Source organism: Haloarcula sebkhae (genome assembly GCF_014647415.1).
Classification (GTDB): Archaea; Halobacteriota; Halobacteria; order Halobacteriales; family Haloarculaceae; genus Haloarcula; species Haloarcula sebkhae.
Map to the genome: position 1 here is coordinate 293,630 of NZ_BMPD01000002.1, position 22,369 is coordinate 315,998.

Annotated in this window: 16 protein-coding genes; 12 read left to right on the plus strand and 4 right to left on the minus strand. The window is 62.8% G+C overall.

All coding sequences use genetic code 11. From position 1 onward, the window contains the following. Positions 1-2 precede the first annotated feature (2 nt). Together glpK and IEY38_RS07450 are read right to left on the minus strand one after the other, a co-directional pair. A complete protein-coding gene (gene glpK, locus IEY38_RS07445) occupies positions 3-1,535 on the minus strand; it encodes a glycerol kinase GlpK (protein WP_188976659.1) in 1,533 nt (510 codons plus the stop codon). A 128-nt stretch (positions 1,536-1,663) separates the two neighbouring features. Beyond that, positions 1,664-4,207 carry an extracellular solute-binding protein gene (locus IEY38_RS07450; protein WP_188976661.1) on the minus strand — a complete coding sequence of 848 codons (2,544 nt, stop codon included), beginning with the start codon at positions 4,205-4,207 and terminating at the stop codon, positions 1,664-1,666. A gap of 349 nt (positions 4,208-4,556) precedes the next feature. On the opposite strand from IEY38_RS07450, the gene glpA reads away from it, so the two are divergent. From glpA to IEY38_RS07465, 3 genes are read left to right on the plus strand one after another with little or no spacing between them, the layout of a single operon-like run. Further along, positions 4,557-6,287, plus strand: a complete 1,731-nt coding sequence (gene glpA / locus IEY38_RS07455) for an anaerobic glycerol-3-phosphate dehydrogenase subunit GlpA (RefSeq protein ID WP_188976663.1) — start codon at positions 4,557-4,559, stop codon at positions 6,285-6,287. Beyond that, positions 6,277-7,551 carry a glycerol-3-phosphate dehydrogenase subunit GlpB gene (gene glpB, locus IEY38_RS07460; protein WP_188976665.1) on the plus strand — a complete coding sequence of 425 codons (1,275 nt, stop codon included), beginning with the start codon at positions 6,277-6,279 and terminating at the stop codon, positions 7,549-7,551. Before glpA ends, glpB begins: the two co-directional genes overlap by 11 nt. Beyond that, positions 7,548-8,924, plus strand: a complete 1,377-nt coding sequence (locus IEY38_RS07465) for an anaerobic glycerol-3-phosphate dehydrogenase subunit C (RefSeq protein ID WP_005534829.1) — start codon at positions 7,548-7,550, stop codon at positions 8,922-8,924. Before glpB ends, IEY38_RS07465 begins: the two co-directional genes overlap by 4 nt. A gap of 25 nt (positions 8,925-8,949) precedes the next feature. Here the strand turns inward: IEY38_RS07465 and IEY38_RS07470 are convergent, their stop codons facing one another. Beyond that, positions 8,950-9,402 (minus strand): universal stress protein, encoded by a 453-nt coding sequence (locus IEY38_RS07470; protein WP_188976667.1) that lies wholly within the window; start codon positions 9,400-9,402, stop codon positions 8,950-8,952. A 97-nt stretch (positions 9,403-9,499) separates the two neighbouring features. After that, positions 9,500-12,196: a phosphoenolpyruvate carboxylase gene (gene ppc, locus IEY38_RS07475; protein WP_188976669.1), complete on the minus strand. Its 2,697-nt coding sequence runs from the start codon at positions 12,194-12,196 to the stop codon at positions 9,500-9,502. A 153-nt stretch (positions 12,197-12,349) separates the two neighbouring features. On the opposite strand from ppc, the gene IEY38_RS07480 reads away from it, so the two are divergent. From IEY38_RS07480 to IEY38_RS07520, 9 genes are all read left to right on the plus strand, one after another. Beyond that, a complete protein-coding gene (locus IEY38_RS07480; protein WP_188976670.1) occupies positions 12,350-13,054 on the plus strand; it encodes a helix-turn-helix domain-containing protein in 705 nt (234 codons plus the stop codon). Between the two features lie 285 nt (positions 13,055-13,339). Further along, positions 13,340-13,672 (plus strand): hypothetical protein, encoded by a 333-nt coding sequence (locus IEY38_RS07485; RefSeq protein WP_188976672.1) that lies wholly within the window; start codon positions 13,340-13,342, stop codon positions 13,670-13,672. Positions 13,673-14,463: 791 nt separating this feature from the next. Continuing rightward, the gene (locus tag IEY38_RS07490; protein ID WP_188976673.1) at positions 14,464-15,873 is read left to right on the plus strand and encodes an ABC transporter substrate-binding protein; all 1,410 of its coding nucleotides are present in this window, start codon (positions 14,464-14,466) and stop codon (positions 15,871-15,873) included. A 2-nt stretch (positions 15,874-15,875) separates the two neighbouring features. Further along, on the plus strand, positions 15,876-16,688 hold the full coding sequence (locus IEY38_RS07495; protein ID WP_188976675.1) for an ABC transporter ATP-binding protein: 813 nt from the start codon (positions 15,876-15,878) through the stop codon (positions 16,686-16,688). After that, positions 16,685-17,383 carry an ABC transporter ATP-binding protein gene (locus tag IEY38_RS07500; protein WP_188976678.1) on the plus strand — a complete coding sequence of 233 codons (699 nt, stop codon included), beginning with the start codon at positions 16,685-16,687 and terminating at the stop codon, positions 17,381-17,383. The genes IEY38_RS07495 and IEY38_RS07500 overlap by 4 nt, the downstream gene beginning before the upstream one ends. Then, on the plus strand, positions 17,380-18,369 hold the full coding sequence (locus IEY38_RS07505) for a branched-chain amino acid ABC transporter permease (protein WP_188976680.1): 990 nt from the start codon (positions 17,380-17,382) through the stop codon (positions 18,367-18,369). The genes IEY38_RS07500 and IEY38_RS07505 overlap by 4 nt, the downstream gene beginning before the upstream one ends. A gap of 136 nt (positions 18,370-18,505) precedes the next feature. Then, complete coding sequence (locus IEY38_RS07510; protein ID WP_188977339.1) at positions 18,506-19,669, plus strand: branched-chain amino acid ABC transporter permease; 1,164 nt, start codon at positions 18,506-18,508, stop codon at positions 19,667-19,669. A 148-nt stretch (positions 19,670-19,817) separates the two neighbouring features. Then, positions 19,818-20,672 carry an alpha/beta fold hydrolase gene (locus tag IEY38_RS07515; protein WP_188976682.1) on the plus strand — a complete coding sequence of 285 codons (855 nt, stop codon included), beginning with the start codon at positions 19,818-19,820 and terminating at the stop codon, positions 20,670-20,672. Continuing rightward, positions 20,665-22,323 (plus strand): AMP-binding protein, encoded by a 1,659-nt coding sequence (locus IEY38_RS07520; RefSeq protein ID WP_188976684.1) that lies wholly within the window; start codon positions 20,665-20,667, stop codon positions 22,321-22,323. The genes IEY38_RS07515 and IEY38_RS07520 overlap by 8 nt, the downstream gene beginning before the upstream one ends. Positions 22,324-22,369 lie beyond the last annotated feature (46 nt).

Genomic DNA, 22,369 nt, shown 5'->3' on the forward strand with positions numbered 1-22,369 from the left:
TGTTATTCCTCCTGTGCCCAGTCGCGGGAACGGTCGACAGCGTCGTCCCAGCGGGCGTACATCTTGTCTGCCTTCTCGACGTCCATCTCCGGCGAGAACTCCTCGTCGACCTGCCAGTTGTCCCGGAGTTCGTCGACGGTGTCCCAGTACCCGACGGCGAGGCCGGCTGCGTATGCCGACCCGAGGGCTGTGGTCTCGTCGACCTGCGGTCGCGCGATGTCCGTCTGGATGATGTCGGACTGGAGCTGACAGAGGAAGTTGTTCTTGACTGCACCACCGTCGACTCGCAGCGTCGTCATCTCGACACCGGAGTCTTCCTCCATCGCTTCCGCGAGGTCGCGGGTCTGGTACGCGATGGATTCCAGGGTCGCACGCACGATGTGCTCCTTTCGCGTTCCGCGAGTCATACCGACAATCGTCCCGCGTGCGCGCCCGTCCCAGTGTGGAGCGCCGAGACCCGTGAAGGCCGGCACCATGTAGACACCGTCGGTTGATTCGACCGAGCGGGCCAGTTCCGCCGTCTGGGCGGCGTTGTTGATGAGGTCGACGTCTTCGAGCCATTCGATGGCCGCGCCAGCGATGAAGATGGAGCCTTCCAGCGCGTACTGGACGGGCTCACCGGACATCTGGAAGCCAACGGTCGTCAGCAGGCCGTTATCCGAGGCGACTGCTTCGGAGCCAGTGTTCATCAGGTAGAACGCGCCGGTTCCGTAGGTGTTCTTCGCATCACCCTTATCGAAGCAAGTCTGGCCGAACAGCGCGGCCTGCTGGTCGCCCAGCGCGCCCGCAACGGGGACCTCCTCTTCGAGGAAGCCGTCCGCGTCAGTGTGCCCGTACAGACTCTCGTCGGAGGACGGGCGGACTTCCGGAACCATGGACCTCGGAACGCCGAACTCTTCGAGGAGTTCGTCGTCCCACTCCATGTCGTGGATGTTGTACAGCATCGTCCGCGATGCGTTCGAGACATCCGTGATGTGGTTCCCGGTGAGCTTGTAGATGAGCCACGCGTCGATGGTGCCCATGAGGAGTTCACCGTCTTCGGCCCGCTCGCGGAGGTCAGCGCCGCGCGAGCTCTGCATCTTGAGCGGCTCCGCGTTATCGAGGATCCACTCGGTCTTGGTCGCCGAGAAGTAAGCGTCACATTCCAGCCCGGTCTTCCCCCGGATCCACTCGACTTTGTCCTCTTCCTGGATTTCCTCGACGCGGTCGGTGGTTCGGCGGTCCTGCCAGACCAGCGCGTTGTGGACCGGTTTGCCGGTCTCCTTGTCCCAGACGATCGTCGTCTCACGCTGGTTCGTGATGCCGAGCGCCTCAAGCTGTTCGGCACCGACACCTGCATCCGCCAGCCCCTTCGTTACGACTTCCTGCGTGTTTTCCCAGATCTCGACGGGGTCGTGCTCGACCCAGCCGGGCTCCGGGTAGATCTGTTCGTGCTTCTCGTAGGCGTTCGCAACGACCTGGCCGCTATGGTCGAACACCATGAAGCGGGTCCCGGTCGTTCCCTGGTCGATCGCGCCAACGTATGTGTCTGCCATTGTTGTGTTCTCCGTGGTGGAGGTAGCTTATTTATGAAAGCTACCACCTTGCCAGTAAACAACATAGTGAACCATTATAAAGATTACTAATGGTGATGTTTGGCTAGTAAAGAAAGGAGGAGACGGCGCTACCGGTCGGAATCGTACCGCTCAAGCTGCTTTGTGACCTGTGTGTCGAGTCGATCGAGTGCGACCGGGACTGAATCGGGCCCATCCATACTGTCGACTGCGTCTTCGATGATTGTTCGAACCGTATCGAACGGGCCGATCTGTGCGCCCCGCGTTGCGGTGGTATCGCGCGTCTCAATGAGCTGGTCGAACGCCGTCTTGTAGTGTGGGTTCTGGTCGAACCAGTCGTCAGCCCGGAGCTGTGGAATCGTCTCTTCGTGGACCGGGAAATACCCGGTTTCCTGGTGCCACCGACGTTGCTGGGCTGGTTCGGTAAGCCAGGTGAGGAACTCGCCGACAGCGTCGTGTACGGCCTCGGAAACGGCATCGCCGACCCAGAGGGATGCGCCGCCGACGAGTACGCCGGTCCGGTCGTTGAGCACGGGGAACCGGCCGGTCCCGACATCGAAATCGGCACTGCTTTCGATGCTGTTCAGCGACGACGTCGAGCCGATCAGCATCGCGGCGTTCCCTTCGGCGAAATGGGCCCGAGCTGCGCCTCTGGCTTCGATGCCGGGGTCGTGGTACAGTCCATCCGCTTCGAGGCCTTTCCACCACTCGAACAAGTCGTGGGCGAACGGCCCGTCGAGATAACTCTCCGTCGGTGACCCGGACCGCCCGTTGTTCTGGTCCACGAGGAGCTGGTCAGCCTCGGCAAACCACTGTTCGACGAACCACGAGTAGTTCGCGAACGTGATACCGGTGTCCACGCCTCTCCCGTCGACGAGCTGCGCAGCCGCACTTCGCACGTCAGCGAGAGTTTCAGGGGGCGAGTCGGGATCGAGCCCCGCCTCCCTGAACGCGTCGCGGTTGTAGGCCATCACCGGGTTCGACGCGTTGAACGGCAGCGAGTGGAGCGTCCCGTCGAACCGGTAGTAGTTCGTGACCGGGTCAAGTAGCGAGTCGATATGAGTTGCGGGGAGGAGTTCCTCGACGGGCGTAAAGTGTCCACTGTCGCGCGCACGCGTAGTACCGATCTCAAATATCTGCGCAATCGCCGGTGGGTCACCGTTTTCGGCGGCGTTCAGCGTCGCATCGAGGGTTCCGCGATAGCTCCCTTTCGACCGCAGTGTGAGACTGATACCCTCCGTCTGTGATTCGAACTCGCGAACGAGTTCTTCAAGCAGTAGCGCTTTTTCGCCACCCATCGCGTGCCAGAACTCGACGACGGTTCCGTCCGTGTTTGCCGCCGCCGAACCGGTCGCAAGTTCGAACGAATCCAGCGACGCGTCCAGCGATTCGGCCCGCTCGGTGAGCGTCGAGACCCGCGTCGAAACCTCCGCGAGTTCCGTCGTCTGGTCCGCTGCGGCGTCGGCGGCAATAGCCGCCTCTTCAGCCGTCCGGGTGCTGATGTCCTCGACGTCGTCGACCATCGAGACGACTTCCTGTGTGGAGTCGGCCTGCGTATCCGTCGCATCGTCGATCTCCTGAACGCTCGAATCGACTTCCTCGACCATCGAAACAACGGAATCCAGTTCGTCGAGTGCGCTGGCGACCGACGACCGAGTGTCCTCGACGCTTTCCCGAGTGTCGTACATCTCTGACACCGTTGCGTCGGCCTGTTCGTGCACTTCCTGGATGGAAGCCGCGATCTCGTCGGTCGCTTCCTTCGTCTCGGTCGCGAGCGATTTGACCTCCTCGGCCACGACGGCGAACCCGTCGCCGGATTCCCCTGCTCGGGCCGCTTCGATGTTGGCGTTCAGTGCCAGCATGTTGGTCTGATCCGCGACGTCCGTGATGAAGCCCACAATCTCCTCGATGTCCGACAGCAGGTCGTTCAGTTGTTCGACCTTGTCGACGGTCGCTTCGGCGTTGTCGGTCAGCCGGTCGAGCGTCGTCATCGCCGAGGACGCCGACTCCAGTGCGGATTCGCCTCGAACGCTGGCTTCGCTGGACGTGTCTGCGACCTCGTTTGCGGCGCTCGCTATCTCCTCTATCGTCGCCGAGAGGTTCCGCATCTCGTCGGAGATCGACTGTATCTCGTCGCGTTGCTCGTCCGAACCGGTCGAAATCTCACCGACAGCGCCGCTCACGTCCCGACTGGCGGACTTGACCGACCCGAGGCGGGTGTCGACCTGTTCCGTCGCGGCGGTCACCTGTTCACTGAACGACGCCATCCGGTCGACGGTGTCAGTCCATTCCCGGAGCAGTTCACTGTATGCGTCGTACAGCGGCTTAGCCGCCTCAGATGGTGGCTGCCCGGGTTTCGCAGTCAGGTCGCCATCGGCGTTTGCCTTGGCTACAGAAGTGAGACGGTCGACAGCGGTTTCGAGCGCTTCACGTTCCGCCCGCTCCTGTTCGAGTTCCACCGCCAGTTGCTCACATCGTGCTTCCAGTTCCGCCTGTTCAGGGTCGTTTTCGGTCTCTGTGTCCTTCTGGAGGGCTCCTGCCGACGGCGGTTCGGTCTCCGGCTCGTTTCCATCCCGCCCCTCTGTGACGCCGCCGTCGGTACGTTCTCCATCAGGCGGGTCGTCTTCTGAGTCAAGTGGGTTCCATTTACTCATTGTCACTCCAGTTGGCCGAACGGCCAACACGTTCTCGGGAATAGTCCACTATCAAAATATATAATAGTTACTGTCGAAACGGTAGGAGTGATAACTACTGTTCGGGTACAGATACAGTGCCAAGACAGCCGTATTGAAGCTGCGAAAATTGAATATTTCTACCTACTACTCGAATATAGTAAAGAGTGTACAGTTCCCCCGCTCAATAGTTAGTGGGACTTGTATGCTAATAGTCCACAATTAACAGTATGCGTCTGAGCTATTCCTCATGATTACTTAGAAAATTTACTACCCAAACACCAGCAACGGTAAAGTGAAGTGTATGCGCTCCAAACCCACGGAAAGATAGATGGGACCGACACCACACATCGCCGTCATCGGTGGCGGCTCGACTGGGGCGGGCATCGCGCGGGACCTCGCGATGCGCGGGCTCGACGTGACCCTCGTAGAACAGGGAAATCTGACCCACGGGACCACCGGTCGGATGCACGGGCTGCTCCACAGCGGCGGTCGATACGCCGTTTCAGACCAGGCCAGTGCGACCGAGTGTATCGAGGAAAACCGGGTTCTGCGTGATATCGCAAGCCACTGTGTCGAGATGACCGGTGGCCTGTTCGTCAAGCGTCCTGAGGACTCTGAGGAGTACTTCCAGAAGAAGCTCAACGGCTGTGAGGAATGCGGTATTCCCGCCGAGGTCGTCTCGGGCGAGGAGGCACGCGCGATGGAACCACACCTGGCGAAGGACATCGACAAGGCCATCAGCGTTCCTGACGGGGCTATCGACCCGTTCCGACTGGTCGTCGCGAACGCCGCAAGCGCACAGGAACACGGCGCACGCATCGAGACCCACTCTAAGGTCACCGACCTCATCGTCGAGAGCGGCGAAGTAGTCGGCATCGAAGTCGAACACGACTCCGGTCCCGGAAAGCGGGTCCACGGCACCGAGGGCGGAACCGAGGAAATCCGTGCTGACTACGTCGTGAACGCGACGGGAGCCTGGGCCGGTCGCATCGGCGACATGGCCGGGTTGGACATCGAAGTCCGCCCCTCGAAGGGCGTCATGACAATCATGAACATCCGGCAAGTCGACACCGTCATCAACCGCTGTCGGCCCAAGGGCGACGCCGACATCGTCGTGCCCCACGAGACGACTGCGATTCTGGGTACGACCGACGAGGAGGTCGAAGACCCCGAGGACTACCCCGAGGAACAGTGGGAAGTCGACATGATGATCGACACCCTCTCGGAGCTGATTCCGATGCTTGACGAAGCCCGGACCATCCGCTCGTTCTGGGGCGTTCGTCCGCTGTACGAACCACCGGACGTCGGCAGTGACGACCCGACGGACATCACGCGGGATTTCTTCCTGCTCGACCACGACGAGCGCGACGACCTGCCCGGCATGACCAGCATCGTCGGCGGGAAGTTCACCACCTACCGGATGATGGGCGAACAGATCGCCGACCACGTCTGCGGGAAGTTCGGCATCGACGCTGACTGCCGGACCGCCGACGAGCCACTGCCGGGCAGCGAGGACTTCTCGGTCCTCCGGGACTACATGGACGAGTTCGGGCTCCGGTCGCCGATCGGCCGCCGGAGTGTCGAGCGACTCGGCTCCCGGGCCGACGACGTGCTCAAAACCGACGGGCCGAACCCGACCGTCTGCGAATGCGAGGGCGTCACCCGCGCCGAGATTCAGGACGCTATCGAGGGGTCGGGCTCGGACCTCAACGCCGTCCGCATCCGAACCCGGGCGTCGATGGGCAACTGTCAGGGCGGCTTCTGCTCGCACCGGATGGCGAGCGAACTCCACTCGGAGTACGACGAGTCGGTCGTCCGCGAGGCCTGGGACGAACTGCTTCAGGAGCGCTGGAAGGGTCAGCGCCACGCCCTCTGGGGCGAGCAGCTCTCCCAGGCGGCACTGAACTACGCGTTGCATGCCACCACGCAGAACCGCGATCAGGACCCGGCGGACGGCGACCCGGTCGACTTCTCGGCGTTCGATTCGGGCCGTGGGCAAACAGGCGGTAGCGTCGACAGCGCGGACGTAGCCGCCGACGGAGGGACAGATGGCTATTGAGTCTGAGGTACTCGTTATCGGCGGCGGCCTTGGTGGGCTGACCAGTGCGCTGGCGGCCGCCCGCGAGGGAGCGGACGTGCGACTGGTGTCCTACAAACAGAGTACGCTTCGACAGGCGTCGGGTCTGGTGGACGTGCTCGGCTACACGCCGGACGGTGACGGCCCGCTGACCGATCCGTACGAGGCGATCCCGTCGCTGCCTGAATCCCATCCGTACCGGAAAGTTGGCGTCGAAACGGTCCGGGACGCACTGTCGCTGTTCGACGACGCGGTTCCGACCTACGAAGGCGAGCACACGGACACAAACGCGCTCCTGCCGACCCACGGCGGAAGCATCAAGCCGACCGCCCGCTACCCGGCTGGAGCCAGTGCTGGCCTCGCCAGCGACACCCGCGACACGCTGCTGGTCGGCATCGAGGAGATGGTAGACTTCGACGCGCCCCACGTCGCTTCCCATCTCGATGCGACGGGCGTGCCCTTCGATGTCCGCGGCGAGACGATCCGGTTCCCGGGCGACCTGCGCGCGGACGCGAAGGTCACACGGTATGCCAAACTGCTCGATACCAACAGCGAGGTTGCGGTTCGCGGGCGAATGGTCCCGGCCCGCGAGGCGCTGGCCCAGCGTGTGAACCCGCTGCTGGAAGGCGAAGAGCGGGTCGGCTTCCCGGCGATTCTCGGCGACGACAACCCCGGCGCGATCCGCGACGCACTGGGCGACCACCTCGGCGTCGACGTGTTCGAGGTCCCGATGGGGCCGCCATCCCTGCCGGGTCTCCGCCTCGAAGACGCGCTGTTCTCGGCACTGGACGAGGCCGGGGCCAGCATCGAGACCGGGAATCCCGTCGTCGACTTCGAGGGCGAGGACCGAATCGAAAAGGTGTGCATCGAGAAAAACGGCGCAAAGATCCCCAACAGCGCCGACCAGTACGTCCTCGCAACCGGCGGCTTCGTCGGCAAGGGCGTCGAGTCCGACCGCGAGGGCGTGTACGAACCCGTCTTCGACTGCCACGTCCCCCACGCTGCGGACCGCTACGACTGGTTCGAGGGCGAACTGTTCGGCGACCACGAGTTCGCTCGCTACGGCGTGGCGACCGACGATGATCTGCGGCCCCTCGATGAGAGCGAGCACAGCGAGTTCGAGAACCTGCGCGCTGCCGGCTCGGTGTTGGGCGGCTACGACTTCGCCGCCGAGAAATCCGGTAGCGGCGTCTCGATCGCAACAGGCTACGCGGCGGGCCAGCGCGCCGCACAGGAGGCACGATGAGTGACGCTGAAACCCCACCAGAGACAGAGTTTGACCCGGTAGCACCGAATACAGGCGAGGAGTTCGAACCAGTCGATGTCTTCCCCGACAGCGACGACTTCGACCTCCGTCCCGGCGCGGACTCCTGTTACAAATGCTCGACCTGCGACACGAACTGTCCCGTCGCGGAGGTCGACGACGACTTCCCCGGCCCGAAGTTCCAGGGCCCCGAACAGTGGCGGCTCAAGCAGTCCGACGACGACCACGAGATCGACGACTCGGTGATGGACTGCTCGAACTGTATGCGCTGTGACAACGCCTGCCCGTCGGGCGTCCCGCTCAGCCAGATGCACAACACCGCCCGCGGGGAGTACGTCAGCGAGCAGATGGACAAGCTCTCCGTCGAGTACATCCGGAACCGCATCCTCGCGAACTACCGCACCTCCGCGTTCTTCGCGAGCAAGGTCCCCCGACTTGCCAACTTCGCCATGAACTTCGGCCCGGCCCGCTGGGTCATGGAGAAGACGCTCGGCGTTACCAGCGAGCGTGACTTCCCTGCCTTCGCAAAACAGACCTTCCGCGATTGGTGGGCCGACCGCGGCGGTCAAGTCCAGTCACGGGAGAACGCGAAGGCGGCACGAAAACGGCGTGGACTCCCTGAGGATGCCGACAAGAAAGTGGCGTACTTCCACGGCTGTTACTCCAATTACAACACGCCGGAAGTCGGCAAGGCAATGGTCCGGGTGTACGAGGAGTTCGGCTACGAGGTCGTCGCGCCCGAGCAGAAGTGCTCTGGAACGCCGATGTTCGCCAACGGGATGCTCGACGACGCCCGCCGCCACGCCGAGACGAACGTCTCGTCGATGTCCGAACTCGTCGACGAAGGGTACCACGCTATCGCCTCCTGTACCTCGTGTTCGATGGCACTCCGACAGGAATACCCCGAACTGTTCGATATCGACGGCATCGACAAGGTCGCCGAGAACACCTTCGAGGCCGTTGAGTACCTCCGTATCCACGAAGACCTCAAGGGCGAAGTGCAGGCGGCCGACGTGGACGGTGACCTCGCCGAAGAGTTCGCCTACCACGCCCCGTGTCACTCACGGAATCAGGGACTTGACCGACAGGCCGTCGAACTGTTCCGCGACCTGGATGGCGCCGAAGTCGAGGATGTCGGCGACTCCTGTTCCGGCATCTCGGGGACCTACGGCTGGAAAGAGGAGAAATACGAGAAATCGATGGAGATCGGCGAGGAGATGTTCGAGCACATGGAGCACGCCGAAGGTGAAACCGGCATGACCGAGTGCCCGACCTGTGCGATGCAGATGGAACACGGCAGCGGCTACGAGATCCGACATCCGCTCGAACTCCTCGAAGCCGCGCTTGTAGAGTAACTGAAAAAGCTCGTTTTCTGCGGTTTTAGTCTTCGCCGCGGACAAACGTGACCGGGCACGGCGCGTTCAGCATGACTTCCTGTGCGGTGGAGCCGAAGACGGCCTTCCCGGTCGGCGAGCGCTTGCGGCCGCCGACGACGACGAGGTCTGAGGTCGTGGCTTCGGCGAGGCTGACGATCTGCTCGCCGTGGTTGCCCACAGCACCGCGCACCTGTGTCGACAGCCCGGCGTCGTCGAACCGCGAGACGAGTTCCCGGACGGTTGTGTGACGGTCGGCAACTTCGTCGGGGTCGGCTTCGCCGGTCGATTCGAATTCGAGCCTGTTGACGACGCCGTCGTACTGGTCGTCGGTGAATACGTGTGCGACGATGACCGTCGCACCGGCCGGGCTCGCGATATCGAGCACAGCGTCTGCGAGTTCGTCGATTCGGTCGGCGTCGTTCGGTCCAACTGCGAGAAGAACAGTTTCGAGTGCCATACCGGCTACTCCGGGGGCAGACGCGTAAATCCTTCGATGGGTACTACTTTCGTAGTAAGTCGTTGCAGCGATGCCTCAACCGGTGAGATTCAGTGGCTCACCCGGTGTTTTTCATCCCGGCTGCGATACCCTGAACGGTCAGCCGAAGAGTCCGGCGCTCGGTTTCGGTCCGGTGGGACTGCTTGAGCAGGCGGACCTGCAACAGGTTCAGCGGGTCGACGTACGGGTTCCGGCGCTCGAGGTTCTCCTTGAGCCAGTCCCGCGAGAGCAGGCCGTCCTGGCCAGTGATTTCGAGCACCTTCTCGACGGTGTCCTCGTACTCCTCGACGATACGCGGGTAGATGCGCTCGCGGAGTTCGGGGTCAGCGAGGTCGGCGTACTCCTCGGCGATGCCGAGGTCGGTCCGGGCGAGCGCCAGCGACGCGTTGTCGAGTTTCGTCCGGAAGAACGGCCAGTTCTCGTACATCTCCTGTAAGGTTTCCATGTCGCCGCCGTTTTCCAGGTAGGCGTCCAGCCCGGTCGAGATCGAGTACCAGCCGGGGATGATACAGCGGGCCTGCGTCCAAGAGAACACCCACGGGATGGCCCGGAGGTCCTCGACGCTACGGTCCTCGCTCCGGGAGGCCGGCCGCGAACCCATGTTGAGGTTCTCGATGACGGTGATGGGCGTCGCTTGGTCGAAGAACTCGACGAAGCCGTCGGTCTCGAGCAGGTCCTGGTACTCGTTGCGGGCGGCGTCGGCCGCTATCTCCATCGCCTCTTCCCACTCGTCGGGGATCTCCTCGACGGGCTCCTCGATCGCGTTTTGCCGCGCCCGGATCTGGGCGTTGAGCATCTGTTCGAGGTTTCGCTCGGCGATGTCGTGGTTGGCGTACTTCTCGGCGATGGCCTCGCCCTGCTCGGTGAACTTGATCTGGCCGGTCACCGTCTCGTTTGGCAGGGCCAGCATGGCGTCGTTCATCGGGCCGCCACCGCGGGAGATAGAGCCACCGCGGCCGTGGAACAGGCGCATCTCCACGTCGTAGTCGTCAGTGATGTCCGCGAGTCGCTTCTGGTTGTTGTACAGCGACCAGTTGGCGGCGAGGAAGCCGTTCTCCTTGTTCGAGTCGGAGTACCCCAGCATGATCTCCTGGATGTTGTCCCGGGCCTCCAGTGCCTGGGAGTAGGCCTCGTTCTCGAACAGCGTGCCCATAATGCGGCGGGCACCGGAGAGGGCGTACTCCGACTCAAGCAGCGGGACCACATCGAACCCGCAGTAGCCGGGCAGGTCGACGATGTCGACCTGGTCGGCGAGGAACAGGACCTCGAGCGCGTGGCTGGGCTCCTCACACCACGAGATGGCGTAGGTGTCTATGGCGTCGATGCCGAACTCGTTTTGCCAGTCGGCGGCCGCGAGGAAGCGTTCGAGGACGCGGGTGGCGTCCTCCGAGAGCCCCTCGGTGTCTTCCATGTCGATAACGGGGTTGTCCTGAAGGATGGCCTCGGTCAGGAACTCGACACGCTCGTCCTCGTCCATCGACGCGTAGTCGATGCCTTGCCGGTCGACAGCCTCGGCAATGGCGTCGGTGTGCATCTTCCGGTGGTCGCGTAGGTCGAGGCTAGCGAGGGTGAAGCCGAACGTCTCGACCTTGCGAATCAGTGGGTCGACGTGGGCCTCGGCGATGACTTCGGCGTCGTTCTCCCGGAGGCTGTCGGCGATGACGCGGAGGTCGGTCAGCAGTTCCTCCTCGTTCTCGTAGCCGCCCTGGCGGACATCGCTGACTCGGATGACGGATTCGCGCATCAACCGGAGCTTCTGGCGGTAGGGCTCATCGGGATACCGTTCCTCGGCCTCAGTGGCAATGCCGGGGAGCCTAGACTTGTGGCGGTCCAGTCGCTCGTTGAACAGCGCGTCAGTCGCGATGTTCGAGGCGTCCTGACTCAGCACGCCGGAGAGCTCTTTGAGCTTGTTGCGGTACAGCGGCAGGACAGTGTCGCGCTGGCGCTCCAGCGTTTCCTCGGTCACTTCGGTGGTGACAAACGGGTTCCCGTCCCGGTCGGACCCGGCCCACGAGCGGAACTCGTAGAGCGTGTCGATGTCGATGTCCTCGTCGTACACGTCTTCGAAGGTGTGTTCGAGTTCGTCGTACACCTCGTCGATGACGTCGAACAGGACGTTTTCGAGGTACCACTGGACGTTCAGCGCCTCGTCGGTGACCTCCGGGCGACGGTCACGGACCTGTGGGGTCTGCCAGAGGCTCGTCACTTCGGCGTCGAGGTTCCGCTCGATGCGCTTCCGTTCGCGGTCGGTGAGCCGCCGTTCGTCGAGTCGTTCGATGTCACGGGCGACCGACCGGAGCTTCGCCTTCACCGTCTTCCGTCGGGCCTCGGTCGGGTGGGCCGTGAACGTCGGCTGGATGAGCACGTCTTCGAGGACCTGCTCGAACTCCTCCGGGTCTGCACCGCGTTCGGCCAAATCGCGGACAGCTTCCTCGACGCTGTCGGCCAGCACGCCTTCCTGACTGCCCTCTCGGATTTCGCGGACCCGTTCGCGCTCCTCGGCGAGATTGATAAGTTCGAAATAGGTGGTAAATGCGCGTGCGACAATATCCTGCGTCTCCGGGTTCAGTCGGTTCAGAGCCCGATGGACCTCCTCCCGCGTCTCGGCGTCTCCACGCCGGTAGTCGATACACGAGTTCCGGATCGTTTCCACCGTCTCGAATGCCTCGGTCGAGGTCTGTGCCTCCAGCACTTCGCCCAGGAGCGCACCCAGCTCCCGTACGTCCTGGTTTATCTCTCTGGCGTGCAAAGTCATACCACTTCATCCAGAACCGAGCCCTAAAACACTATTGAAACGGTGTATCAGGGATAGACGTTCGTGAAGAACCCAGTTGCGGGAAATAGCTATTATTAATCGTGGGATTCTTTACCGTATCACACGAATCACACACGAGACAGTGGACTGCCAATGATAGATATCGCACTGGACATGGAGCAGTACGACTGCCCGTTCATCGACACGACGGCAGACCACGATGTCGCCTTTGCAGCGGTACACTGGGACTTCGACCAGCGCGCGCGGGAGCTGGAGACGCGGATGATCGTCGAAGCCGAGGATGCGGGGGTACTCGATACGGGGCTGGACAGCTTGCAAGCCCACGAGAACATGAACAACTGTGCGCTGTTGCGCCGGGAAGACAACGCCGCTCACATCAGGACAACTATCGAAGAAACGGCGGCGATGCAGACCATCAGGGACAACGGCGGCTACATCACTGGGCCGTTCCACATCGAGGCGGGCAGCGAGACATGGCACGTCGGCTTCGACCGCGGCCGGGACGCAGACACGACGCTCTCGGAACTGGACCGCGACAACGAGTACGACGTAATCGAACGCACGTCGACGACGCTCCCACAGCTGCAGGACCTCGTCCAGAACGCCGGCGCGGCGATGACGCTCGTCGACGGCTGTCGCGACCTCTCGGATACCGAACGCGAGACGCTGGAAACCGCCGTCTCCGAAGGGTACTTCGAGTCACCCCGTGATGCGACGCTGGGGTCGCTGGCCGAAGACTTCGGCGTGTCCAAACCTGCCGTTTCGAAGAACCTCCGGCGCGGCGAGCGGAAGATGATCGAGCGCGTCGTCGAAGCACTGGACGACATCGAGAACTGAGTTCGATGTCCCGGTCGGTCTAATCGTTTCTCCGCTGGGAGTAATAGACCGTCACAAGACCTCCATCGCCACAAGAGAACACTGATGCTGTGGGTCAAAATATAGACCGTCCCCGCTGGTTCCATCCAGAGAGACAAAGCGAAACCGGCTGCCGCGCATGATTTCGGGACTGTGAGCTGATCGTCACATTCCTATGTCCGGACTCAGTATGAGTGCAGAAGCGGAGCCGACGGGTATAATATCTCGACTGAAAGTATTTTATACAACGCCATATTTGACATAATAATGGCTGGCGAAGACGCCGAATCATCTTCTGGAGGACTACTCTCAGCGCTTGGGCTAGCCCTCAAAACGGTATTCGGGCTACTCTTGGGAATTATACTCGCACCGTATCGTAGGTTTGCAAGGCGGTTGCTTGCTGGGGCCATCCTGATCCCAATTGCCGGATTCCTCGGAGTGTTCATTTTCGCAGGTTTCGCGGGAGGGATGGAACTGTTTGACTTCCTCGGTGTGAACCGTCGGATTGGATTTCTGGTTTCAATCACCGTCGGAATGATGTTGCCGTGGGTGGTCATCCTCGGTATCCTGCATCGGTACACTGACCACGAAATTCTCTAATTACGTAGTGCGATTGAGACGGCTAGTAACGACCCATTCTTGGTTAGAATCTAATTCCGCCGATACCCAGTTCCCTGATTCACGCTGTGGACTGTGAAACGTTCTAAATACAGTAGGACTGTTCACTGCATCCTCACCAAGTTGCGGGAGACACCGGCAGGGATGTGGGAAAATATACACAAGATCTTCACAATATGAGAATGGATTCCGTCCATGGAAATTGGTAGGAGACTTCGGGATCAAATTCCATCTATTGTTCTCAACTTAGCTGGCCTCTATGTTTGTTGGGTGGGGATCAGGGAGTATCAGAGACACTGCGAATAGATCCCAGCCACGAACTCGGGCTCCTAGCCGAAATTATAACTCTCGTGTACCTGCTCTTCGGCAGTACGCTACTGGCTGTGTCTGTGTGGGCATCATTTCGTCAGCGCCCAGTGATACCGACAGTGGTCCTTGTTTGGCTAGCCGCGGTCAAAGTGTCCTTTGTCGCAGACGTCTACTCTATTTCGTCTAACACACAGTTCGTGGTGGCGCTTGGTCTGGGACTCTCTGCTATTCCACCGTTACTAACGTGGGTGACCGCTGAGGTGTACCGGATAACGGCTGCTGAAGCAGCTACGTAGCAGATGGCAAATAGTCCTGAGTGTATAATTCGCCGAGTGAGGAACGATATAGGCGATCTGCCGCCGTTTTTGTGCCAGTCCTGATACGGACGAGAACTGCGTTCTGGCCGCTGCATTAACATGTTAACTCAGAACACTATGTGGCCGGCAGATCTACAATAATTTGTTATGCAGAATACGGCCACACGGAGGCGCGTTCTCGGCGCGCTCGGTGCCGGTGTTGTCGGGCTCAGCGGCTGTGTCAGTGACGACTCATCCATGACTGAACAGGACGATTCGGACGGCGGCACGACGGACAGTGGCACGAACGGTGAATCGGGCGGCGGCTCGATGCAGACGGTCAGTATCGGCGTCCTTCAGCCCCGCGCTGGCGACCTGAAGTACTACGGCGATCAGTCGCTGTGGGGGTTCCTCTCCGGGCTGGCATACAAGGGAGAGACCGACCCACCGACTGACCCCGGCAGCGGCGAGATTACGATTACCGCCGGTGACACAGAGTATCGCCTGTTGATACGGGACACGGAGTTCTCGGCGGATACGGCCCAGACAGCGGCGACGAACCTCGTCGAAAACGAGGACGTAGACATGCTCGCCGGGTGTGCGTCCTCAGCAGTCGCCAGCCGGGTCGTCACGACGGTCGTCAATCAGGCGCAGGTCCCGATCATGCTCGGGCCGGCGGCGTCGGCCGACATCACGTCCAACTCGGATACCTGTAGCGACCTCGTCTATCGGGCCAGCGAGAACACCGCGATGGACGCCCGCTCGGGCGGGAAGTACGTCGCCAGAGAGACGGACGTGTCGAGCGTCTATCTGTTCGGCGCGGACTACAGCTTCGGCCGGGCAGTGGTTAACAACTACCGGGACGTGCTGGAAGCCGAAGGGGTCGATATCGTCGGCGAACGCTTCGTTGAGCAGGGCTACGCCGAGTGGGAGGGGCTGCTGGACAACGCCGAAGAAGCGGGTGCCGAGGGCGTCGTTGGCGGGTTCACCGTCGCGACGCTTCCCGCGATGTTTAACGCCTTCCTCTCGGGCGAGTACTCCTATCGGGTGTTTGGCGGGTTCGCCACGCGAATCACCAACAGCGTCGTCGGCGGGACGATGCAGAGCGTGCTCGGCGAGCCCCTGACAGCCGAGAAGATACGGGACTCCCGACTGGGGCCGTTCACGACCCGCTACCACTGGAACCAGTACGACAACCCGATCAACGACGCGTTCGTCGACAGCTACACCAGCGCGTACGGCGTCGTCCCGGACCTGTTCTCGGCGGGGACCTTCACCGGTGCGTCGGCGATCCACCAGGCGGTCCAGGAGAGCGGGTCGACCGAGGGTGCGGACATCGCCGATGCCCTGAAAGGAATGACTGTCACCGACACGCCGAAAGGCGAGGGCGCCTACACCTTCCAAGGGTACAACAACCAGGCGCGCTCGGCGATGACCGTCGCAAACCCGATTCCCACGACCGACGAGTGGGCCGACAACTGGGGAGCTGCGATTATGCCCGGCGAACCGCTCGCCCGCATCAGCGCCGACGAGACGACCATTCCGCAGGACAGCGACCAGATGGACTGTTCACTGTAAGTATGCTCAGAACACAGGGACTGACCAAGGAGTTCGGGGGGCTTACCGCCGTCGACAGCGTCGACTTCGAACTCGACGCTGAACTCTGCTCGCTCATCGGCCCGAACGGGGCCGGCAAGACGACGTTCTTCAATCTGCTGACCGGGACCCTCTCGCCCACCGAGGGTACGGTCGAACTCCGTCGTGACGGGACCTGGGAGGATATCACCGACGCGTCGCCCCACGAGACGGCCAGCAAGGGCATCCACCGCTCCTACCAAGTGACGAACGTCTTCCCCAACAGCACGGTTCTGGAGAACGTCCGGGTCGCGGAACAGGCCCACAGCGACGACGCCACGTCGTTCTGGCGCAACGTCGACCACTACGACGAGTTCACCGAGCGCGCCCACGAGATTCTGGACCGGGTGGGGCTCTCCCACCGGGCAGAGGACCTCGCGAGCACACTGAGCCATGGTGCGAAGCGCAAGCTCGAAGTCGCTATCGCGCTAGCGGGCGACCCCACGGTCCTCCTGCTCGACGAGCCAAACGCCGGCGTCTCCTCGGAGAGCGTCGACGAGATCCGGGCCCTCATCGAAGCAGTGGCGGAGGATTACCCAGTCCTGCTGGTCGAGCACAACATGGACATCGTGATGGGTGTCTCCGACCGCGTCGTCGTACTCCATCAGGGCGCAGTCATCGCTGACGGGCCGCCGGCGGAGGTGCGGGCCAACCCCGACGTACAGTCGGCATACCTCGGTGGCTACGAACCGGGCAGTCTGGATGACGATACGACTGCGGCCGGGTCCGACCGAGACTCGGAGGAGGGGATGGCGTGAGCCTGCTCGAACTCGACGGCGTCCACACGTACTACGGCGACAGCCACATCCTCGAAGGCGTCGACCTCTCCGTCGAGGCGGGAGAAGTGGTCGCACTCGCGGGGCGCAACGGCGTCGGTAAGACGACGACACTCCGGACCATCCTTCAATTGACGCCGCCTCGCGAGGGGTCGATCACGTTCCGCGACGAGTCGCTGGTCGGGCTGGAGACACACGAGGTCGCCGAGCGCGGACTGGGCTGGATTCCGGAGGACCGTCGGATGTTCAGCCAACTCAGTGTCGAGGAGAACCTCCGGGCGGCGATACCGGACCCCGACGACGTGCGCGACGGCCTCCGACTGGCCTTTGATTCGTTCCCCATCCTCGAAGAGCGGCGGGGGCAGGACGCCGGCACGCTGTCGGGCGGCCAACAGCAGATGCTTGCCATCGCTCGCGGCTTGGTCGGCGATAACGACCTGCTGCTAGTCGACGAACCGAGCGAAGGACTGGCCCCACAGATCGTCGCCGACGTGGCCGAGGCGCTGTCGAAGGCGAGCGAGGAGGTGACGATGTTGCTGGTCGAGCAGAACCTTCCGCTGGCGCTCGACCTCGCCGACCGGTTCTACATCCTCGACAAGGGCTGCGTCGTCGACGACGGCGAGACAGCGGCGGTGACGGCTGACGACGAGCGGTTCAGGAGGTATCTCTCGGCATGATTGTCGAAGCGCTCGCGGAGTTTTTGACCCTCGGTGAACTCGGTGGTGTCATCGTCAACGGACTCGCCAAGTCGGCGCTGTACGTGATGATCGCCAGCGGCCTCACACTCATCTTCGGCCTCATGGGCGTGCTGAACTTCGCCCACGGGTCGCTGACGATGGTCGGGGCGTACCTCGGCGGCCTCCTGATGGTGGTCACAGTCACTGGCGGAACAGCGCCGCTGACCCGCCTCGGCCTGTTTTTTGTCGCCATCGTCGTCGTCTTCGCACTGTTGACGATGCTGGGCGGGGCTATCGAGACAACCATCATCCGGCCGCTGTACGACCGGCCGCCGATATACCAGATCCTGCTGACGTTCGGCCTGACGCTCGTCATCGAGGAGGTCGTTCGCATTGTGCTGGGTGTCTACGGCCTCCAGCCGCTGTCGGACTGGCAGGCCGCGCTGGCGACCAAGCCGCAGTTCCTGCGCGAACCGGTCGCCCTCGGTCCCGTCAGCGCCGGGTGGATGTCGCTGTTCCAGATACTCCTCGGGACGGTCACGGTGCTTGGCATCTGGGCGTTCCTCACGCGGACCCGCTATGGCCTGTACATCCGCGCCGGGAGCGAGGACGCGGAGATGGCGTCGGCGCTCGGTATCGACGTCCGCCAGGTGTTTACCGTCGTGTTCGCGCTGGGTATCGGCCTGGCCGGCGCAGCCGGAACGCTGCTGATGTGGGACCCGACCTGGGGTGCGAGCGTCCCGCTCGCGGCCGAGACGCTGCTGCCGGCGTTCATCGTCGTCATCGTCGGCGGCCTCGGAACCTTCCGAGGCACCGTCGTCGCCGCACTGGTCGTGGGGATGGCCGACGCGGTGACGACCTGGTGGTTCCAGAACGCCATCGAGTTCACGGGTCTGCCGGAACTCGTGCTGTTTCTGGTCCTCGTGGTGACGCTTATCGTCCGCCCGCAAGGCCTGTTCGGCGTCGAGGAGGTGGGCGGCCATTAGCGCCGAAACCGAGGCCGACGCTGAGGCGGCGTCCGAGCCACCGGCGACGACTGTGGAAGCTGGATGGCCCCGCGAATACCTGCGGGACCACACCGCTCACATCCTCGTCATCGCCCTGCTGGCGCTGTACCCGCCGGTGTATCACATCCTGTTGAATTCGCCGGTCAGCGCCGAGACACAGATGCTCCTGCCGACGGTGGAGACGATGGTCGGCGTCCTGTACTTCGGCCTCTTTGCCATCTCGTTTGACTTCATCAGCGGCTACACCGGCTACCTCTCGTTTGGCCACGCGGTGTTCTATGGTACCGGCGCGTACACCGTCATCCTCATCGCTAATGGGAAGTTGCCGCTACTCGGTCCCGGAACGCCGTTCATGCTGTCGCTGCTGGTCGGCGGTCTCATCGCCATTGTGCTGGCGATGCTCGTCGGCCTCGTTTCGTTCCGCCTGTCGGGCGTCTACTTCGCGATGATCACACTCGGCTTCGCACAGGTCTTCTACGTGTTCGTCCGCGGCTGGGACTACGTGGCGACCAACCCCCGGGACGGCCCGGCGGTCGGGCCGAGCCACGCAGAGGGCTTTCAGATCGGGGTCCCCGGTATCGACCAGCTATCGCTGTCGATCGGCGTCCTCACCGGCGACGAGGTGGCTCTGCTTGGGTCGACGCTGTCCGGCACGGAAGTGTCCTACTACATGATCGGCCTGGTTGTCCTGGCCTGCTACTTCGCCATGCAGCGGGTCATCCACTCCCCGTTCGGACGGGTGATGATCGCTATCCGGGAAAACGAGGAGCGCGCCGTTGCTATCGGCTACAACACATATCTGTACAAGCTCGGGGCCTTCGCCATCAGCGGCTTCTTCGCCGCGGTCGCCGGCGGACTGTTCGCCGGCTTCAAGCGCTCGGCCAGCCCGGAGAACGCCTTTTACTTTCTGGTGACCGGCGACGCCCTGCTGGCGAGTATCATCGGCGGCTTCGGGACCCTCGCTGGCTCGCTGTACGGCCACCTGTTCGACGAAACGGTGAGAGAGTTCCTCTCGAAAGCCGGGCAGGGCGGCGGCCTGTTGCCTTACCTCCGTGCGCTGCTGGGGCAGGAAACGCTTGACGCGACCCTGGTCGGGGACACGACCATCGGCGGGCTCATCGACCTGCTGTTGAACGGCCACGCAAGCCTCTACGTCGGCCTCGTGTTCGTGCTGTTCGTCCTCTACGTCCCCGACGGCCTGCTGGGGACGCTCCGGGCGCGTCTCGGCGGGACGTTTGCCGAGGCGTTGCCGGCGAAGCTCTGGGGTGATTCGGAATGACGAAACCAGTGAAAACGACCGTCGAACCGCCTGACAGAACGACGACTTGGGCGTGGGGTGGCCGGTCACTGCCCGGCCGTCCTATGGAGCGGCATCGCCAGGGAAACGACACGCAGTGTGGTCACTTGGAGAGGGAGCCAGTAGAGCAATGAACGCGGAACCGAACCACTTGAAGAAAATCCAACCAGAAACGGAGAGTATGCAATACGCAACCAACGACGGCGTCTCGCTCGCTTACGAGCGCGAGGGGCCGCCCGACGCAGAGACCGTCGTCTTCGTCGAGGGCATTGGCTACGGCCGCTGGATGTGGCTGTGGCAACAGGAGACGCTCGTCGATGAGTACCAGACCATCGTGTGGGACAACCGCGGCACCGGGGACTCCGACGAACCGGAGGGGCCGTACACGATGAGTCAGATGGCGAGTGATCTGGAGGCCGTACTCGACGACGCCGGCATCAAGCAGGCCCACGTCGTCGGGGCCAGCATGGGCGGGATGATCGCCCAGCAGTACGCCCTAGAGTACGACCGGGCCAGATCGCTGACGCTCATGTGTACCTCACCGGGCGGCCCGGAGGCGAAGCCTGTCCCCGAGGAGACACAGCAGCGGATGTTCGCCGTCCCCAATGACCTCGACGAGCGCGAACTCCGGCGGTACAAGATGCAGCCAGCGCTCTCGGATTCGTTCATGGGCGCCCACGAGGACCTCATCGAGCGCATCATCGACTGGCGCATCGACAGCGACGCCAGCGACCAGGCACTGGAATGGCAAGGCGCGGGGGTCCAGGCGTTCGACGCGTCGGACCGCCTCAGTGAGATCACAGTTCCAGCCCTCGTCATCCACGGGACCGCCGACGAGGTGGTTCCCTACGAGAACGGAAAACTGCTGGCGCAGGGCCTGCCGAGCGCCGATTTCGTCACCGTCCACGGGGGTCCGCATCTGCTGTTCATTGAAGAGTACGAGCGTGTCAACACACAGATCCAGAATTTTATCGACGATGTCTAAAATAGGTCTCGAAACCCCACAAAAGTGGGTCGGTGCCTGGAGCGAGCGCCGGGCCGCGCTCACGCCGGACCGTGAAGGACTGATCGACGCGACCACCGGCGAGCGGTTCACGTACGCCGAACTGGACCGGCGGGCGAACCAGACTGCTCGACTGCTCAGGCAGTACGGTGTCGGCGCGGACGACGAGGCCGCTGGCTCTGACGCTGCCGGCACCGTTGCCGTCGTCTCGCGGAACCGCCCCGCCGTCGTCGACCTGTTCTTTGCTACCGGCAAGACTGGGAGCCGACTGGCCCCACTGTCCCATCGACTTGCGCCCCCGGAACTCGCCGAACTTCTCGACCGTGTGGACCCGGAAATCCTCGTTGTCGAGGCTCCCTTTGCCGAGACTGTCTCGGCCGCTCTGGAGCGTGCAGATACGGCTGCTCCCCAACTCATCCATCTCGAAACCGCCACCGACGGTGCGTCCTCGGCTGCCACGCTCGACAGCACGCCCTACGCTTCGGCCCTCCCCGAGGACGACACGCCCGTCGAGACAGCGACACCGGCCCCCGGCGACACGCACCTGCTCCTCCACACCGGCGGGTCGACGGGGACGCCAAAGGAGACGGAGATCACGCATCGCAACATCGTCTGGAACTCCCTGAACACGATCACAGCCTGGGGTCTGCGCGAGGATGACGTGACGCCGATGGTGTTCCCGATGTTCCACACCGGCGGCTGGAACGTCCTCACCGTCCCGCTGTGGCACATGGGGGGGACAGTGGTCATCGCCCGCGAGTTCGACCCCGGCGACGTGCTTGAAACCATCGACGCGGAGGACGGGACCGTCCTCGTTGCCGTCCCGGCAATCCTGCGGATGATGACCCAGCACGACCGCTGGACGGAGACGGATCTCTCGTCACTCCGCTTCGCCAAGTCCGGGGGTGGCCCCTGCCGCAAGAGCGTGATGGAGACGTGGTGGGATCGTGGTGTCAATCTCTCACAGGGATACGGCCTCACCGAATGCGGCCCGAACAACTTCGCGATGCCCGAGGGCTGGCCCCGAGGGAAGGCTGATTCGGTCGGCAAGCCGGCGATGCACGTCGACGCCAGAGTTGTTGAGCCGGAAGATAGTGACGACGAAGGCGGCCCCAGCGGTCCACGCGAGTCGGTCGATCCCGGCACCGTCGGGGAACTCCAGTTGCGCTCGCCCCACGCCGCGACGGGCTACCTCGACAATCCCGAGGCCACTGCCGAGACGTTCGGCGACGGTTGGGTGTCCACCGGTGACCTCGCTCGCGTCGACGCGGACGGCTACTACTACATCGAAGGCCGCACCAAGCACATGTTCGTCAGCGGCGGCGAAAACGTCTATCCCGCGGAGGTCGAGGACGCTATCGCCGACCATCCCTCGGTCGGTGAAGTCGTCGTGATTCCGGTTCCCGACGACAGGTGGGGACAGGTCGGGAAGGCCGTGATCGAACCCGCCACCGGCGTTCGTTCGGACGATGCTGACGGTCGGCCGTTGACCCTCGACGAACTCCGGACGTTCCTCGATGACCGTCTGGCCCGGTACAAACACCCCCGTGACATCGCGTTCGTCGAGGCGATGCCGACAAGCGGCCCGGACAAAATAGATCGGGGTGCAGTTTCGGACCGCTTCGGGGCGTAATCCGTCATTGCAGGCGTAACTTCAAGAGGGATGATGCAGTTCTATT

What these genes read in the sequence shown, in the direction of transcription:
- glpB (WP_188976665.1), top strand. Translation starts at nt 6,277, where the DNA reads ATGGCTATTGAGTCTGAGGTACTCGTTATCGGCGGCGGCCTTGGTGGG.
- IEY38_RS07480 (WP_188976670.1), top strand. Translation starts at nt 12,350, where the DNA reads ATGATAGATATCGCACTGGACATGGAGCAGTACGACTGCCCGTTCATC.
- glpA (WP_188976663.1), top strand. Translation starts at nt 4,557, where the DNA reads ATGGGACCGACACCACACATCGCCGTCATCGGTGGCGGCTCGACTGGG.
- IEY38_RS07520 (WP_188976684.1), top strand. Translation starts at nt 20,665, where the DNA reads ATGTCTAAAATAGGTCTCGAAACCCCACAAAAGTGGGTCGGTGCCTGG.
- IEY38_RS07505 (WP_188976680.1), top strand. Translation starts at nt 17,380, where the DNA reads ATGATTGTCGAAGCGCTCGCGGAGTTTTTGACCCTCGGTGAACTCGGT.
- IEY38_RS07485 (WP_188976672.1), top strand. Translation starts at nt 13,340, where the DNA reads ATGGCTGGCGAAGACGCCGAATCATCTTCTGGAGGACTACTCTCAGCG.
- IEY38_RS07470 (WP_188976667.1), bottom strand. Translation starts at nt 9,402, where the DNA reads ATGGCACTCGAAACTGTTCTTCTCGCAGTTGGACCGAACGACGCCGAC.
- IEY38_RS07515 (WP_188976682.1), top strand. Translation starts at nt 19,818, where the DNA reads ATGAACGCGGAACCGAACCACTTGAAGAAAATCCAACCAGAAACGGAG.
- IEY38_RS07450 (WP_188976661.1), bottom strand. Translation starts at nt 4,207, where the DNA reads ATGAGTAAATGGAACCCACTTGACTCAGAAGACGACCCGCCTGATGGA.
- IEY38_RS07490 (WP_188976673.1), top strand. Translation starts at nt 14,464, where the DNA reads ATGCAGAATACGGCCACACGGAGGCGCGTTCTCGGCGCGCTCGGTGCC.
- IEY38_RS07495 (WP_188976675.1), top strand. Translation starts at nt 15,876, where the DNA reads ATGCTCAGAACACAGGGACTGACCAAGGAGTTCGGGGGGCTTACCGCC.
- glpK (WP_188976659.1), bottom strand. Translation starts at nt 1,535, where the DNA reads ATGGCAGACACATACGTTGGCGCGATCGACCAGGGAACGACCGGGACC.
- ppc (WP_188976669.1), bottom strand. Translation starts at nt 12,196, where the DNA reads ATGACTTTGCACGCCAGAGAGATAAACCAGGACGTACGGGAGCTGGGT.
- IEY38_RS07465 (WP_005534829.1), top strand. Translation starts at nt 7,548, where the DNA reads ATGAGTGACGCTGAAACCCCACCAGAGACAGAGTTTGACCCGGTAGCA.